Here is a 14,374-nt window from a genome sequence, read left to right as displayed (position 1 = left end):
TGGCACTTGACAAAAACATAGGGACACCCCCCTTACTGCGCCTTCCATAGGAAAGACTCTCAAAGACAAGACTACGGCCCCATCACGGAGATCCGTGATGGGGCCGTAGCTTCGCGTAGTTATTAACTCAGAGTTGCATCAGCCATGTAGCCACTAGCTCTTAGAGCTGGCGACCAACGTGGGCCTCTGCGCGCTGACGCTCAACCATGTGCGGGTAGTGCAGCTCGAACGCCGGGCGCTCCGAGCGGATGCGCGGCATCGAGGTGAAGTTGTGGCGCGGCGGCGGGCAAGAGGTAGCCCACTCGAGAGAGTTACCGTAACCCCACGGGTCATCAACAGTGACGACCTCACCGTAGCGCCAGGACTTGAAGACGTTCCAGACAAACGGGATAACAGACAGACCCAGGATGAATGCACCAACGGTGGAAATCATGTTCAGGGTGGTGAAACCATCAGTCTCGAGGTAGTCGGCGTAACGACGCGGCATGCCCTCGTTGCCCAGCCAGTGCTGGACCAGGAAGGTCAGGTTAAAGCCGATGAAAGTCAGCCAGAAGTGAACCTTTGCCAGCTTCTCGTCGAGCATACGACCAGTCATCTTCGGGAACCAGAAGTAAACGCCCGAGTAGGAAGCGAAGACCAAGGTACCGAACAGGGTGTAGTGGAAGTGTGCCACGACGAAGTAGGTGTCGGAGACGTGGAAGTCCAGCGGCGGGGAGGCCAGCATAATACCGGTCAGACCACCGAACAGGAAGGTCACGATGAAGCCGAGAGCGAAGGTCATCGGGGACTCGAAGGTCATGTGGCCGCGCCACATGGTACCCATCCAGTTGATGAACTTAACACCGGTCGGGACCGAAATCAGGAAGGTCATGAACGAGAAGAACGGAAGCAAAACGCCACCGGTCACGAACATGTGGTGCGCCCACACAGCCATGGACAGACCTGCAATAGACAGGGTTGCGAAGACCATACCTGCGTAGCCGAACAGCGGCTTACGGGAGAAGACCGGAACAACCTCAGTAATGATGCCCACGAACGGCAACAGCAGAACGTAGACCTCTGGGTGACCGAAGAACCAGAACAGGTGCTGCCACAGCATGGCGCCACCGTTTGCCGGGTCGTAAATGTGACCGCCCAGCTTACGGTCGTACAGAACACCAAGAGCAGCTGCAGTCAGAATCGGGAAGATCAGCAGAGCCAGAATCGAGGTAACCAGGATGTTCCAGGTGAAGATTGGCATACGGAACATGGTCATGCCCGGTGCGCGGAGGCACAGGACAGTGGTGGTCATGTTAATAGCGGAAGCGATGGTACCGACACCACCGATACCGACACCGACAATCCACAGGTCAGAACCGACACCCGGGGAGTGAATCGGGTCAGACAGCGGAGAGTACATGGTCCAACCGAAGTCAGCAGCACCACCCGGAGTCAGGAAGCCCGACAGCATCAGAATGCCACCAACAGTGGTCAGCCAGAAGCCGAAAGCGTTCAGACGCGGGAAAGCCACGTCCGGAGCACCAATCTGAAGCGGCAGAATGTAGTTAGCAAAACCCCAAACAATCGGGGTACCGAACAGAAGCAGCATCACCGTGCCGTGCATGGTGAACATCTGGTTGAACTGCTCGTTAGAAAGGAACTGAAGTCCTGGGGCGAAGAGCTCAGCACGGATAAGCAGAGCCATCAGACCGCCGACAAAGAAGAACGAGAAGGACATAATGATGTACATAATGCCCAGCTTCTTGTGGTCGGTCGTGGTCAGCATTTCCCACGCCCAGCTGCCCTTACGCTCATGTCCGAACGGCTGCGGCCGTTCCGGCGCTACAACGCCATGATCTGGACGAGGCGCTACTGCAGTCATTCTTCCTCCTTACTACGCGAAGATTTCCTGTAACTCACTACAGGGATTTGAAGTTTTGTCCTTGTGAGAATAGTGCAGGTGAGTACGCGACGGCGAACCCACCTACCACTATGTGCCAGATTCTAGTCTGAACCTTGGAAAAAGTTAAGGCCAAGGGATTTTCCGGCCAACTTCTCCACTCAGCTAAGCACACTATTAGTTTCCTGAGAATTGTCTTAACCTGGGCTAACGCCTTTTTAGCAGGAACCGTCGAGGCTAGGACTACTACCCCCGTGTGTGCTGTCACCAGAATAGGGCTCGGTGCGGAATGGTCCCTACACCTGTACTTTTAGAAGTCCCAGTCCTCATCCTCGGTTACTTCAGCCTTACCCATGACGTAAGAAGAACCGGAACCTGAGAAGAAGTCGTGGTTTTCGTCAGCATTCGGCGACAGAGCCGACAGGATTGACGGCGAAACTCGAGTCTCGTCGGCCGGGAACATACCCTCATAGCCCAAGTTGTTCAGAGCCTTGTTGCCGTTGTAACGCAGGAAACGCTTGACATCCTCGGTCCAACCGAGTTCGTCGTACATCTCTTCGGTGTACTGAATCTCGTTGTCGTAGAGATCAAACATGAGATCGAAGGTGTAATCCTTCAGCTCGTCACGTTCAGCCTGGGTCAGACGCTCCAGGTTGCGCTGGTACTTGTAACCGATGTAGTAACCGTGAACTGCCTCATCACGAATAATCAGGCGAATAATGTCCGCGGTGTTGGTCAGCTTGGCGTGGCTGGACCAGTACATCGGCAGGTAGAAGCCCGAGTAGAACAGGAAGGACTCCAGCAAAGTGGAAGCGACCTTCTTCTTCTGCGGGTTATCGCCCTCGTAGTAGTCGAGGATGATCTTGGCCTTCTTCTGCAGGTACTCATTTTCCTCGCCCCAACGGAACGCATCCTGGATTTCAGGAGTCGACGCCAGCGTCTGGAAAATCGACGAGTAGCTCTTTGCGTGCACCGATTCCATAAAGGCGATATTGGTGTACACAGCTTCCTCGTGCGGAGTCAGCGCATCGGGGATCAGCGATACTGCGCCAACTGTGCCCTGGATGGTGTCCAACATGGTCAGACCAGTGAACACGCGCATCGTGGTGCGCTGCTCCAGCGCGTTGAGCGTATTCCAGCTCTTGATGTCATTCGACAGTGGCACCTTTTCCGGCAACCAGAAGTTACCGGTCAGACGATCCCAAACCTCGAGATCCTTGTCATCAGGAATCGTGTTCCAGTCAATAGCCGCAACTGGGCATGCACGCGACTCTGGATTCTTCTCACGGTGCGCCGGAGTCGAGGGTGGGCAATCATCGAAACTCACGTGGAAACCTCTCCCTTTTTCATTGAAATTGCCGTTTTTCGAACGCACCTTATATATAAGGAACGTCCTTCACTCTTAGTGAGTTCAAAACGGCGGCTGCAGCGGTGGCTATTCCAGCCTTGTCCCACTACGAAACGTCAGGCTCCCGATGAAAGGAGCCACTACCCTTAGCAGCTTACCCACACCCGCATTATTAAGCACGCGGCTCTTGCTCATCTCTCCAATGAACGCCTTTTATTTGTACCCTCTCCCCTCATGCGCCCACGTCACACAAGGAAAAAGGTGCTTGACGACGCAATGTCCGTCGTCAAGCACCAAGCGCAAGATGTTGCGCGAACCTAGGCTTGGACCCTCTCGCGGTTTTCTGCGGTGTCATTGATGATGCGGTCGGAGATGACGTACACCAGCAAACCTACGACAGCCATGAGCGCCAGCAACCAAGCGATGGTAGCGGAGACCCCTTCTGCTTCAGACTGCGCGATGGAAAGGGCGCTGAAGAAGGCCGGTCGAGAATCAACAAGCATAGCCGTTAACGCAATGCCAACCGGGACGGCGATGTTGATAGTCAGATTGTAGAAACCGATTGCAACACCGGACTTGGCCGCAGGAATGTCCTGCAGTGCGGTCGCGACCAACGGCGCATACATGAGCGCGAACCCTGATGGGAACAGAATCATAGACACGATAACCGTGGAAACACCGGCTCCCGGCAGCACCGCAGGAATGAGCAGTGCGACGATAATAATGCTGATGGCAGCGACAATAGCCTGCCTCGAAGTCAGGAACTTGGCAACCTTGCCGGACATTACACCAACGATGACCGCGCAGAGATAGCCCGGCGCGAGAATATAGGCAGCACCGTCGAGGTTGATGCCATAGAGTTCGTCGACCATATACGGCAACAGAATGGCCGAATACCCCAACTGGACCATGTAAACCACGAGCACAACAATCAGCGCGCAAACGTAGCGGGCATTGGTAAAGAACGACGGGCTGACCACGGCGTTGTCATGTGTCCGGATGTGCGAGACAAAGAGCACGACACCTAGCGCAGCAGCTGCCAGCCACCACCATTGGAACTGCTGCATAAACAGCATCAGCGCAGTGGCGATGACCGCGATGAGGAACAGGCCAGCGATATCCAGGTGACTCTTCTGCTGTTGCTCCTCCGGAACTGTCTTAATCAGGAACGGAATCGCAACTATCAGAATGAGCGAAATCAGGAACATAGCCGGCCAGGAAATATAGGTAGCCACGATTCCCGAGGTCAACGTTCCAATCAGCAGTGCAGCTTGGAAAGCCGCGGTGGAAAAGCCGAGGTAGGTTTTCTGATCTTCTGGGCTTAGGTACTTGGTGACATAGATGACGTAGAGTGTCTCAGCCGCCGCCAGACCGGCAGTCTGAATAATGCGGGCAGTAAGCACCACTGGCCATACGCCCTGGAAGAAATAACCCAGTAGAGAGCCCACTGCGACAAAGCCGATACCGACAATCATCAATTTGCGGATACTGATGCTGTCCGCCAATGCGGCGTACACCACCGCGCCAATGCCAATCAAAATACCGGCGAGTGTCGCCTGCAGACTGGCCGTGGAGACACTGAGATCCAGAGATTCCGCAATCGGCTTGGTCATGAACTTAAAGCCATTGTCCAAGACCAAACAGAATACAAAGGAAAACAGCAAGACCGGGACTGCGGCCTTAGGGTTTGGCGCGGCAGCGTTGGACGCTGCGCTTTGAGAGGGGTTCACATTCAAGCTGGTATTGCTGGCGGGATTGCTCATCGCACTGTACCTATTTCACACTTCAAGCCAATTGATTACAGACCAGGACACTAGAGTCGAGCCAGCGGCAATGCCAGCTCCATCATCGTCGTGAAGGCCTTCTCACGTTCTTCCGGAGTGGTCTTTCCCCCGGTAACGATGTTGTCCGACACAGTGAAGATTCCCATGGCCTCCACACCGGCCTCGGCGGCTGTGGCATAAAGGCCAGCAGATTCCATCTCCACCGCCAGCACACCCATGCGTGCCCAACGGTCGTTCACATCCTCCTGGAAGTTGTAGAAAATATCGCTGGACAAGATGTTGCCGACGTGTGTTGTGATGCCCTGCTCGCGGGCACGATCGCGAACATCTTCAATCAGGCGGAAAGACGCGGACGGGGCGAATGTTCCCGGCAAGTTGTACTGCGATAGAAAATTAGAGTCAGTCGACGCCGTCTGGCCAATAACCACGTCATACAGGTCCAGATCCGGCTGCAACGCGCCGCACGAACCGACGCGAATCAGCTTCTTGCAGCCGAAAACATGGATAAGTTCCCAGGAGTACAGCGAGATAGACGGAATACCCATACCGGACCCCATGACAGACACTTCCTGCCCCTGGTAGGTGCCGGTAAAGCCCAGCATGTTGCGAACTTCGTTGAACTGGACAACATCGTCCAAATAGGTCTCCGCAATGAACTTCGCACGCAGCGGATCACCTGGCAACAAAATGGTTTCTGCAATCGGCGCACCCTTTGGGTTGATGTGTGGAGTGCTCTTACCAGTGGTATCGGACATGGCTTCCAGCCCCTTCTCCCACTAGCCGTGGGTGAAAATTATGCGAACATTGGTGTACCACTGCCCAGGTTAATTGCCTGCATTACAACCGTCAATAGTAATATTTACATTTGTTCCCAATTGGGTGGAGTGACGAAAAAGGCGCGAGAACCTCCCGACAAAACTCGGGGAAATTCTCGCGCCTTCAATGCGCTACAGCTAAAGCATTAGATGCCTAGCCCTCAAGCACGCTTGCTTAAAGCATGCAGGATACACAGCCCTCGACCTCAGTACCCTCCAGCGCAACCTGACGCAGGCGGATGTAGTACAGAGTCTTAATACCCTTGCGCCATGCGTAAATCTGCGCACGGTTGAGGTCACGAGTGCTCACCGTGTCCTTGAAGAACAAGGTCAGCGACAGTCCCTGGTCAACATACTTGGTAGCGACCGCGTAAGTGTCAATAATCTTCTCGTAGCCGATCTCGTAAGCATCCTGGAAGTATTCGCGGTTGTCATTGTCCAAGTGCGGAGCCGGGTAGTAAACGCGACCAATCTTGCCCTCCTTGCGGATCTCAATCTGAGACGCAATCGGGTGAACCGACGAAGTCGAGTTGTTGATGTAGGAAATCGAACCGGTCGGCGGCACTGCCTGCAGGTTGCGGTTGAACAGGCCGTACTCCATGACGTCGGCCTTCAGCTGCGCCCAGTCCTCAGCGTCCGGAATGTGTGCGGTGGAGTTCGCGAAGATCTCCTTGACGTGCTGAGTCTTCGGCTGGAACTCTGCCGGATCGAAGTTGTCGAAGTACTTGCCGCTGGCGTAGTCGGAGTTCTCAAAGTTGACGAACTTCTGACCGCGCTCGCGAGCAATCTTGTTGGATGCGCGCAGGACAGCGTAGAGCACTGCTGCGAAGTAGGCGTTGGTGAAGTCCAGGCCCTCTTCCGAGCCATACATAATCTTCTCGCGGCCAAGGTAGCCGTGCAGGTTCATCTGCCCCAGGCCGATCGCGTGCGATCCGTCATTGCCCTTGCGAATCGATGGCACCGAGTCAATAGAAGTCTGCTCACTGACCGCAGTCAGGCCACGGATGGCAGTCTCGACAGTGCGACCGAAGTCCGGCGAGTCCATGGTCATCGCAATATTCAGCGAGCCAAGGTTACAGGAAATGTCCTCACCAACGTGCTTGTAGGATAGGTCCGCATTGTAGGTCGACGGGGTGTTGACCTGCAGAATCTCCGAGCAGAGGTTCGACATGTTAATGCGGCCCTCAATCGGGTTCGCGCGGTTAACCGTGTCCTCGAACATGATGTACGGGTAGCCGGACTCAAACTGAATCTCGGCGATGGTCTGGAAGAACTGACGCGCGTTGATCTTCTGCTTACGAATACGCGGATCCTCAACCATGTCCGCGTAGTTCTCGGTGATGTTAACGTCCGCGAACGGCTTACCGTAGACGCGCTCAACATCGTACGGGCTGAAGAGGTACATGTCGTCGTTACGCTTGGCCAGCTCAAACGTGATGTCCGGAATGACAACGCCGAGCGACAGCGACTTGATGCGAATCTTCTCGTCCGCGTTCTCACGCTTGGTATCCAAGAAGCGCATGATGTCCGGGTGGTGCGCGTGCAGGTAGACAGCGCCAGCACCCTGACGAGCACCCAGCTGGTTAGCGTAGGAGAAGGAGTCCTCCAGCAGCTTCATAACCGGGATGACACCGGAAGACTGATTCTCGATGTGCTTAATCGGAGCACCCTGTTCACGCAGGTTGCTCAGCAGCAGCGCCACACCACCGCCGCGCTTGGACAGCTGCAGCGAGGAGTTGATGGCGCGGCCAATGGACTCCATGTTGTCCTCGATACGCAGCAGGAAGCAGCTCACCGGCTCGCCGCGCTGGGCCTTACCGGAGTTGAGGAATGTAGGAGTAGCAGGCTGGAAGCGTCCGGCGATGATCTCATCAACCAGGTGCTGCGCGAGCCCCAAGTCGCCGTCGGCAAGCGTGAGAGCAACCATGCAGACACGGTCTTCGTAGCGCTCCAAGTAACGCTTGCCGTCGAAGGTCTTCAGTGTGTACGAGGTGTAGTACTTGTAAGCACCCAGGAAAGTCTGAAAACGGAACTTGTGGGCGTAGGCCTGCTTAAACAGTGCCTTGACGTCCTCAAATTCGTACTTCTCCAGAACCTCGGCCTCGTAGTAATGGTTCTCTACCAGATAATCGAGCTTCTCCCGCAAGTTGTGGAAGAACACAGTGTTCTGATTGACATGCTGCAAGAAGAACTGCCGCGCAGCCATGCGGTCTTTATCGAACTGAATCTTGCCGTCTTCACCGTACAGATTCAGCAGCGCATTGAGCGCGTGGTAATCCAGCTTGTCCTCACCCACCGGCTCCGCGACCTGCTTGCCCATTTCCGACACGTTGACTCCTTTAATATTCATTTGCCTGCGCAGGGTCTGTTCTAACACTGCCCAGAGCAATCCAATCTAGCTATTTTCTTCGCACACCGCTTTACGACGGCTTCCGCGAGCGTATCCATTCGGTTGTCCTCAGTGCCCCTTCCCTCGACACTGAGGATTGCCAACTTAGGCGCTGGCTCTACCGTGGAAGAACCCCTCTAGCCCTTCTCGGACTCGCCGCACATCGTGGTCGGTTCCCATCAGCTCGAAGCGATATAGATATGGAACCTTGCACTTGTAGGAGATGACATCCCCTGCTTTACAGAAGTCCTCACCGAAGTTGAGATTGCCGGCAGCAATCACACCTCGGATGAAAGAGCGGTTGTGCTCATTATTAAGAAATTTGATGACCTGCGGAGGAACTGGCCTTGAGTTACCACCGCTGATGGAAACGCCACCACCATAAGTCGGACAAATGAGGACATAGGGCTCATCGACGATAAGCTCCGGCTCATTACGACGGATGGGAATGCGGGCATTTTTGATACCTAGCTTTTCAACAAACTTGTGTGTATTCCCCGTCGCCGAGGAGAAATACACCACCAGCATGAGAGCTTCACCCTTTACATCGCAAAACCCCCGCAATCTCCGTTTCCTGTGCGGTTAACGAAATCTGCGGGGAGGTGTGTGATTCTTACGCTGCCTGGAGAGCCTTGATGCGGTCCGGACGGAAACCCGACCAGGTCTCAGTGCCAGTGTCAACGACCGGCGCCTGGAGGTGACCGAGAGCCATGACGTAGTCCCGAGCCTCATCGTCCATGGTGATGTCGACGATATCGTAGGCAATTCCAGCCTTATCAAGGGCACGAGTGGTAGCGCGGCACTGGACACATGCAGGCTTGCTGTAAACGGTAACCATGACTCTCACAAACTTTCTGGCTTTGGGTAAGACCAATGAATCGGATCGACTTCGTACAAACAACGGAAGCGGCCGAGGAATCAGCGGATTGGTTGAATGACCGAAAGCTCCCAGGGTTCATGAGAAACCGAGTACGGGTGGCAGACAGGTCCTTTTAGCTCTCCTTGGCTCGACATCGAAAACACTACACTTGGTGCCTAGAAAACTCTAGTCATACTAGATGTAGTACTCACAACCATGGTATTCCCTGTTCGGAGATCTCTGGCGCACAAGATGTTGTACACAGACGCACCACAACCTTGTAATTTCACGCTAAAAATTCTAGAAAATCGTAGAAAAACAACTATCGGTCCATTTTGGTTAAACCAATTACTGCATGACGCCCCGCAGCCGACCGCACCGATTCCAGGCGCCGCAGTGTCCCTACCCTGCCCTGCCCCCTACCCAACTTCGGATTCCGCAGCGATCTCAAAAATCGCAGGCTGCACATATGAACACGGGCTGCACATATGAAACTGTGCGAGTTTATGACACTTTCAAGCCAATTTTCGGGCCAATTTTGACATAAACGCAGTCAGTAACTTCCATCGCCCCACCGCCCCCAGCCATAAACGCTGTCACCGCCTGAACCTACCTCCTCCAAAAACCAAAAACCGCAACCTTTGGCCACAGTAAAACTGCGACTTCAGATTGCGGTTTTGGCAATAAATGAGGAAGCTATTTGCTTCGCGCTAGCCTAAATAAGGCTTAGCCCTGACGGGCCTTGAAGCGCGGCTCCTTCTTGTTGATCACGTAGACCTTGCCACGACGGCGCACGACCTGAGCGCCCGGCTTGTTCTTCAGCGACCGAAGGGACTTGCGGACCTTCATTCGGGCGCTCCTTTCTACTCGGCTCCGAAACGGGGATGTGCACACTGCACTCTCCCCGGACAATCACCCCAGTGACTGCCTGGCAACGCACCCTTCCTGATAATCCGAAGAAATATCAAAGAGGATGCGTTACGACACGAGTTGCCATACTACCTAATAAGCGGAATAACTCCAAAAATCCGGGGGAAACATGTTCTTTGACGGGCAACCCCAAGATCGCGACTCCCCACGTTGCAACTGCTTCCACTTCTCTACTTGGCAGCGGCAATCATGTACTCGCGGACCTCGGCAAGCGTCTTACCTGAGGTCTCCGGCACCGCCTTGATGGTGAATACCAGCGCAATTGCGCCCGTAATGGCAAAGAAGAAGAACGACCACGCACCACCGACAGCATCCACCATCGGAAGAAAAGCCTGCGCCACAAACCAGTTCGCAACCCATAGCGCGAGCCCTGCCAGCCCCATCCCCAGGCCACGGGCCTCTGTCGGGATGATCTCGGAAATCAGGAGCCAGGTCGCCACCGACACAGCCGCCTGCTGAAACACGATAAATACGGTCATCAGCAGAAGCGACATCATGGCACCCGTCGAAGAGTTACTCGACAAACCATAGACGGGCGCCAGCACGAGCAGCGAACTTGCACAGCCCACCAAACCGATAATCAGCATTCGCCGACGACCAACGCGGTCAATGATGCTCATACCAATTGCACACGAAATCACCGAGGCGATACCGATGATGATGGAGGTATAGACAGAGCTTTCCGTCGACAAGCCAACCTTGTTCATCATCGTCGGCGCGAAATACATAATCGCGTTCGCGCCCGTGACCTGCTGCGTCACACCAATGAGCATCGCAATGATGACGGTGCGTCGCACCCACGGGGTTTTCACGGCAAGGCGCTCGGCTGCACGCTGATCGGCGCTTGACGACGCCTCACCAACGGCAACCTCAGCCAACGTCGCCTCATCTCCCTGCATCTGACGCAGCACGGCCAGCGCCTTGCCCTCCTGTCGTCGACGGACGAGGTAGGCCGGAGTGTCCGGCAGAACCAGCATGCCGATGAGCAGCACGATGCCGGGGACAGCGCCTAATCCAAGCATGAGTCGCCAGTTACCGGAGGAGGCTAGGGCGGAGTTGGTGAGGAACGCCACCAGCTGACCAATCACGATCATCAGCGAGTTCAGGCTGACCAGGCGTCCACGCACATGCGGTGGTGCCATTTCGGAGATGTACATCGGTACGACGATGGAAACACCACCGATACAGACGCCGAGCAAAGTACGCGCAGCGCCCAGCGAAAACGCACTAGTAGCGAAAGCACACCAGATGCTGCCGATGATGAAGCCGACCGCTCCGAGCAGGATGGTGCCACGGCGCCCCAGAGAGTCCGCTACGCGACCACCTAGGAACGCACCGATTGCCGCACCGACCAAGAGCATGGCGGTGACAGTGGACTCCTGTCCTGGAGTCAGCTCAAAAGAGCGCTGGATATACAGCAGCGCGCCCGAGATGACACCGGTGTCGTAACCAAAGAGGAGGCCGCCCAGAGCGGCGATGATAGCCACGGCTATCGACCGAGTTGTGGTGGTTTCCCGGTTCGGTCCAGTCTTATTCTGTTCGGTTGTACTCACGCTGGAAATCTTGCCACCGTCCGGCCAAAGACCCCCTATCCGAACAGCACTTACTCGATAAAGATGAGAGTTTTGGCACTCTTCTGGCAGGAAAATCATCCCTTTTCCCATCCTGAACTAGCGGTAGAGTGAGGCTCATGACACCAGTAGGCACACAGGATTTCCCACACCCCCTCCAGTCGGAAATTATTAACGACCTCCACGTCCAGCCCACCATCAATGCCGCCGAGGAAATCAGCCGCCGAGTCGGTTTTCTCTGCGATTATTTCCGCGCCGCGCACGCCAAGGGATTCGTGCTCGGAATTTCCGGCGGTCAAGATTCCACGCTAGCCGGACGTCTAGCGCAGTTGGCCGTCGAAAAGCTTCGCGACGGCGGCGAGGACGCCACCTTCATTGCCATTCGCCTCCCCCACGACGTGCAGGCCGATGAGGACGACGCACAGGTGGCACTGCAATTCATTCAACCTGACCAAAGGTTAACTATCGATATCGAACCGGCCACCGCCGCGATGACCGCCCAGGTCACCGATGCCCTGGCCGGCAGCGCTATCAGCGACTTCAACAAGGGAAATATTAAGGCCCGCATGCGCATGATTGCCCAGTACGCAGTGGCGGGTGTTGACGGCGCTTTGGTCATCGGCACAGATCACGCCGCGGAGGCTGTCACCGGCTTCTACACCAAGCACGGCGACGGCGCCTGCGACCTCGTCCCGCTGCAGGGGCTGAGCAAGCGCCAGGGCGCGGCCTTACTCCGTCACCTCGGCGCACCAGCCAGTACGTGGGAGAAGGTGCCGACGGCCGACCTGGAAGAAGATCGCCCTGCGCTTCCCGACGAAGTTGCACTCGGGGTGACCTATACCGCCATCGACGACTACCTCGAAGGCAAGGCCGTCTCAGATGAGGATGCCGCGCGAATCGAGCATCTCTACTCCATTTCCCGGCACAAGCGAGCCGTCCCTCCCGGACCGGCCGATTCCTGGTGGCGCTAGGCTACTGTCCCGGGCCACCGATTCAACACTGTCATCCTGCTCAAAAACTTCCCCGCCTACTATCGCCCACCTGAGCGGGCTGGATTAACGTTCCAGACAGGGCAGCAAACCTCTTAAGAGAAACCCCTTAAGAGAAGGCCTCCGCGCCAGCGTCCCAAATAGCTCCAACTGCGGCCAAGCTGTCTGCCGCACCGGCTTCGGCACTTGGTTCCAGCGCAGGTGAACCATCCTGGACGAGCTCGGCGGTCACCAAACCGTGGGCGAACGCCCACATGGCCAATCCCTTAGGCTCATCGCCGGCAACCTTAATGAATGCATCGCGAATCCAGGCATCCAATGACGAAGGCGAGACGACATTCACGAAATTAGTGCGACTCATCAGCCGGTAACCATGCGGATCGTCGAGAACTGCCTGGCGGTACGCCTGCAGCAGAGACGCCGAAGTACATTCCTCATCAATGGCAGCATGAATACGCTTGCCCAGATTCTCGAGACTCTCGGTCAGCAGCAGCTGGAGGAGCTCTTCTTTGCCGCTGATGTGCTTATACAGCGATGGCGCCTTCACATCGAGCCGCGCCGCTAGACGGCGCATACTGATTGCGCTCCAACCCGATTCGCGCAGCATCGCGCGCGCTTCATCTACGATCTTCTGCATACGTGGGGACTGCCTGCGCACATCGGGCTGCGCTGGCACCCCATCGGTCGATTCTATGGTGCACGTCACATTTGTGACTGTAACGCGTTGAATCTCACTTAGGGCGCTTTTGGGTAATTTAACCTAACAATTTTAAAAAAACAGCTAACGGCGGTGCTCAGTCACTAAATGCTGCCTTTGCACGCTGCTAGCTTTGCTTTACGACGGAGCCTCCCACCGTCGTAAAGCAAAAGCACCGTATGCCGCCGCTACACTTCGTAGCGATTCGGCTCCTCACCGAGGTGGAAATGGCGACCGGAAACATCGTTCGGAGTAATGCGCACGTAGTTGTACTTCAACGTCGGCAGCCAGGGCTTCAGCGGCAGCTCATCTGCAGCGTTAATATCCGCGCGGGAGGTGAGAACCTCTGCGTCACCCTTTACAATGACCGACCATGCCTTCTGGGCATCCTTGTCAACAAAGTCGGCCTCAAAAAGAACATCGTGGTTCAGAGAAACAGTAAAAAGCTTCGACCCCTCGGCAGTGCGGAAGTAAATGCTCCCCTCATGAACGACGTAGTTCAGCGGGAAAAGATCCATATCATCTTTACGACGAACAACCAGGCGCCCAAAAGTCTGCGTAGCCAGCAGCTCGAGGGATTCTTCGGTGGACAGTTTCTGAATAACGGAGTCGTTGTGTGCCATACCCCCAGTATTCCACCGTTTAGACAAAGTTGCTACAGCCATACGGAATACCAATCACTGAGGTAAACGGCGAGCACACTACCCAGGGTAGATACAAGAAAACCCCCGGTCATTTCGACCGAGGGATTTCATACTGGTGGAGCTAACGGGGCTTCACGAAAAAACCGCCCCCCTGCAGGTAAACAGGCATTTCCCAAAACTAGCTACGCCGCGCGTGCCAAATTTATGCCAAATCCACGGACGTGCCACCGCAAAACACCAGGTCAATTTGTCACCACCACACCCGCCCGGCGCGACGATTACACACCCCGCCGCCTTACGGGAATCATGGCCTAGCCGTCAGCAACAGTACGACAAAACCGCCCCAGCGCTTCAGGCAATAGGCCAACAGTTTCCTACCGAGAATGTTCAGCCTCCTATAGGTTCACCCCCGCGCCGGGCGTATCCCCCATTTCCGCCTCCAGTTCCGCGCGTACCGTAGCTTCAGCTA

Annotated in this window: 12 protein-coding genes; 1 reads left to right on the top strand and 11 read right to left on the bottom strand. The window is 55.5% G+C overall.

The window, feature by feature from the left end; genetic code table 11:
* Positions 1-160 precede the first annotated feature (160 nt).
* From ctaD to HMPREF2847_RS04635, 9 genes are all read right to left on the bottom strand, one after another.
* Positions 161-1,861 carry an aa3-type cytochrome oxidase subunit I gene (gene ctaD, locus HMPREF2847_RS04675; RefSeq protein ID WP_048732989.1) on the bottom strand — a complete coding sequence of 567 codons (1,701 nt, stop codon included), beginning with the start codon at positions 1,859-1,861 and terminating at the stop codon, positions 161-163.
* 328 nt (positions 1,862-2,189) lie between these two features.
* Positions 2,190-3,206: a class 1b ribonucleoside-diphosphate reductase subunit beta gene (gene nrdF / locus HMPREF2847_RS04670; RefSeq protein ID WP_016422253.1), complete on the bottom strand. Its 1,017-nt coding sequence runs from the start codon at positions 3,204-3,206 to the stop codon at positions 2,190-2,192.
* A 338-nt stretch (positions 3,207-3,544) separates the two neighbouring features.
* Entirely contained in the window at positions 3,545-4,990 is a 1,446-nt protein-coding gene (locus HMPREF2847_RS04665; RefSeq protein WP_083327317.1) for an MFS transporter, read from the bottom strand.
* 50 nt (positions 4,991-5,040) lie between these two features.
* Positions 5,041-5,766 carry a purine-nucleoside phosphorylase gene (gene deoD, locus HMPREF2847_RS04660; protein ID WP_070851671.1) on the bottom strand — a complete coding sequence of 242 codons (726 nt, stop codon included), beginning with the start codon at positions 5,764-5,766 and terminating at the stop codon, positions 5,041-5,043.
* A 235-nt stretch (positions 5,767-6,001) separates the two neighbouring features.
* Entirely contained in the window at positions 6,002-8,146 is a 2,145-nt protein-coding gene (gene nrdE / locus HMPREF2847_RS04655) for a class 1b ribonucleoside-diphosphate reductase subunit alpha (protein ID WP_187401081.1), read from the bottom strand.
* 174 nt (positions 8,147-8,320) lie between these two features.
* Complete coding sequence (gene nrdI / locus HMPREF2847_RS04650) at positions 8,321-8,743, bottom strand: class Ib ribonucleoside-diphosphate reductase assembly flavoprotein NrdI (protein WP_070851670.1); 423 nt, start codon at positions 8,741-8,743, stop codon at positions 8,321-8,323.
* A gap of 85 nt (positions 8,744-8,828) precedes the next feature.
* On the bottom strand, positions 8,829-9,053 hold the full coding sequence (gene nrdH / locus HMPREF2847_RS04645; RefSeq protein ID WP_005511161.1) for a glutaredoxin-like protein NrdH: 225 nt from the start codon (positions 9,051-9,053) through the stop codon (positions 8,829-8,831).
* A 747-nt stretch (positions 9,054-9,800) separates the two neighbouring features.
* Complete coding sequence (ykgO, locus tag HMPREF2847_RS04640; protein ID WP_005511141.1) at positions 9,801-9,923, bottom strand: type B 50S ribosomal protein L36; 123 nt, start codon at positions 9,921-9,923, stop codon at positions 9,801-9,803.
* 251 nt (positions 9,924-10,174) lie between these two features.
* Positions 10,175-11,656: a sugar porter family MFS transporter gene (locus tag HMPREF2847_RS04635; protein ID WP_141765053.1), complete on the bottom strand. Its 1,482-nt coding sequence runs from the start codon at positions 11,654-11,656 to the stop codon at positions 10,175-10,177.
* 38 nt (positions 11,657-11,694) lie between these two features.
* Between HMPREF2847_RS04635 and nadE the strand changes: the two genes are divergently transcribed.
* A complete protein-coding gene (gene nadE, locus HMPREF2847_RS04630) occupies positions 11,695-12,546 on the top strand; it encodes an ammonia-dependent NAD(+) synthetase (protein ID WP_070851668.1) in 852 nt (283 codons plus the stop codon).
* Positions 12,547-12,673: 127 nt separating this feature from the next.
* On the opposite strand, the gene HMPREF2847_RS04625 is transcribed toward nadE, so the two are convergent.
* A complete protein-coding gene (locus HMPREF2847_RS04625) occupies positions 12,674-13,270 on the bottom strand; it encodes a TetR/AcrR family transcriptional regulator (protein WP_224784081.1) in 597 nt (198 codons plus the stop codon).
* A 179-nt stretch (positions 13,271-13,449) separates the two neighbouring features.
* Positions 13,450-13,884, bottom strand: coding sequence for a pyridoxamine 5'-phosphate oxidase family protein (locus HMPREF2847_RS04620; RefSeq protein ID WP_016422245.1), 435 nt, complete (start codon positions 13,882-13,884; stop codon positions 13,450-13,452).
* Between the last annotated feature and the right edge of the window lie 490 nt (positions 13,885-14,374).

Origin of the sequence: Corynebacterium sp. HMSC074C03, assembly GCF_001838285.1 — a bacterium.
GTDB lineage: Bacteria > Actinomycetota > Actinomycetes > Mycobacteriales > Mycobacteriaceae > Corynebacterium > Corynebacterium amycolatum.
Note: the sequence above shows the minus strand (reverse complement) of the source record. Positions and strands in the feature narration are given on the sequence as shown.

Bases quoted from the DNA above. Each gene is read 5' to 3' on its own strand.
- nrdE (WP_187401081.1), bottom strand. From the start codon at position 8,146: ATGGGCAAGCAGGTCGCGGAGCCGGTGGGTGAGGACAAGCTGGATTAC.
- HMPREF2847_RS04620 (WP_016422245.1), bottom strand. From the start codon at position 13,884: ATGGCACACAACGACTCCGTTATTCAGAAACTGTCCACCGAAGAATCC.
- nrdH (WP_005511161.1), bottom strand. From the start codon at position 9,053: ATGGTTACCGTTTACAGCAAGCCTGCATGTGTCCAGTGCCGCGCTACC.
- nadE (WP_070851668.1), top strand. From the start codon at position 11,695: ATGACACCAGTAGGCACACAGGATTTCCCACACCCCCTCCAGTCGGAA.
- deoD (WP_070851671.1), bottom strand. From the start codon at position 5,766: ATGTCCGATACCACTGGTAAGAGCACTCCACACATCAACCCAAAGGGT.
- HMPREF2847_RS04665 (WP_083327317.1), bottom strand. From the start codon at position 4,990: ATGAGCAATCCCGCCAGCAATACCAGCTTGAATGTGAACCCCTCTCAA.
- ykgO (WP_005511141.1), bottom strand. From the start codon at position 9,923: ATGAAGGTCCGCAAGTCCCTTCGGTCGCTGAAGAACAAGCCGGGCGCT.
- nrdI (WP_070851670.1), bottom strand. From the start codon at position 8,743: ATGCTGGTGGTGTATTTCTCCTCGGCGACGGGGAATACACACAAGTTT.
- HMPREF2847_RS04635 (WP_141765053.1), bottom strand. From the start codon at position 11,656: ATGATTTTCCTGCCAGAAGAGTGCCAAAACTCTCATCTTTATCGAGTA.
- ctaD (WP_048732989.1), bottom strand. From the start codon at position 1,861: ATGACTGCAGTAGCGCCTCGTCCAGATCATGGCGTTGTAGCGCCGGAA.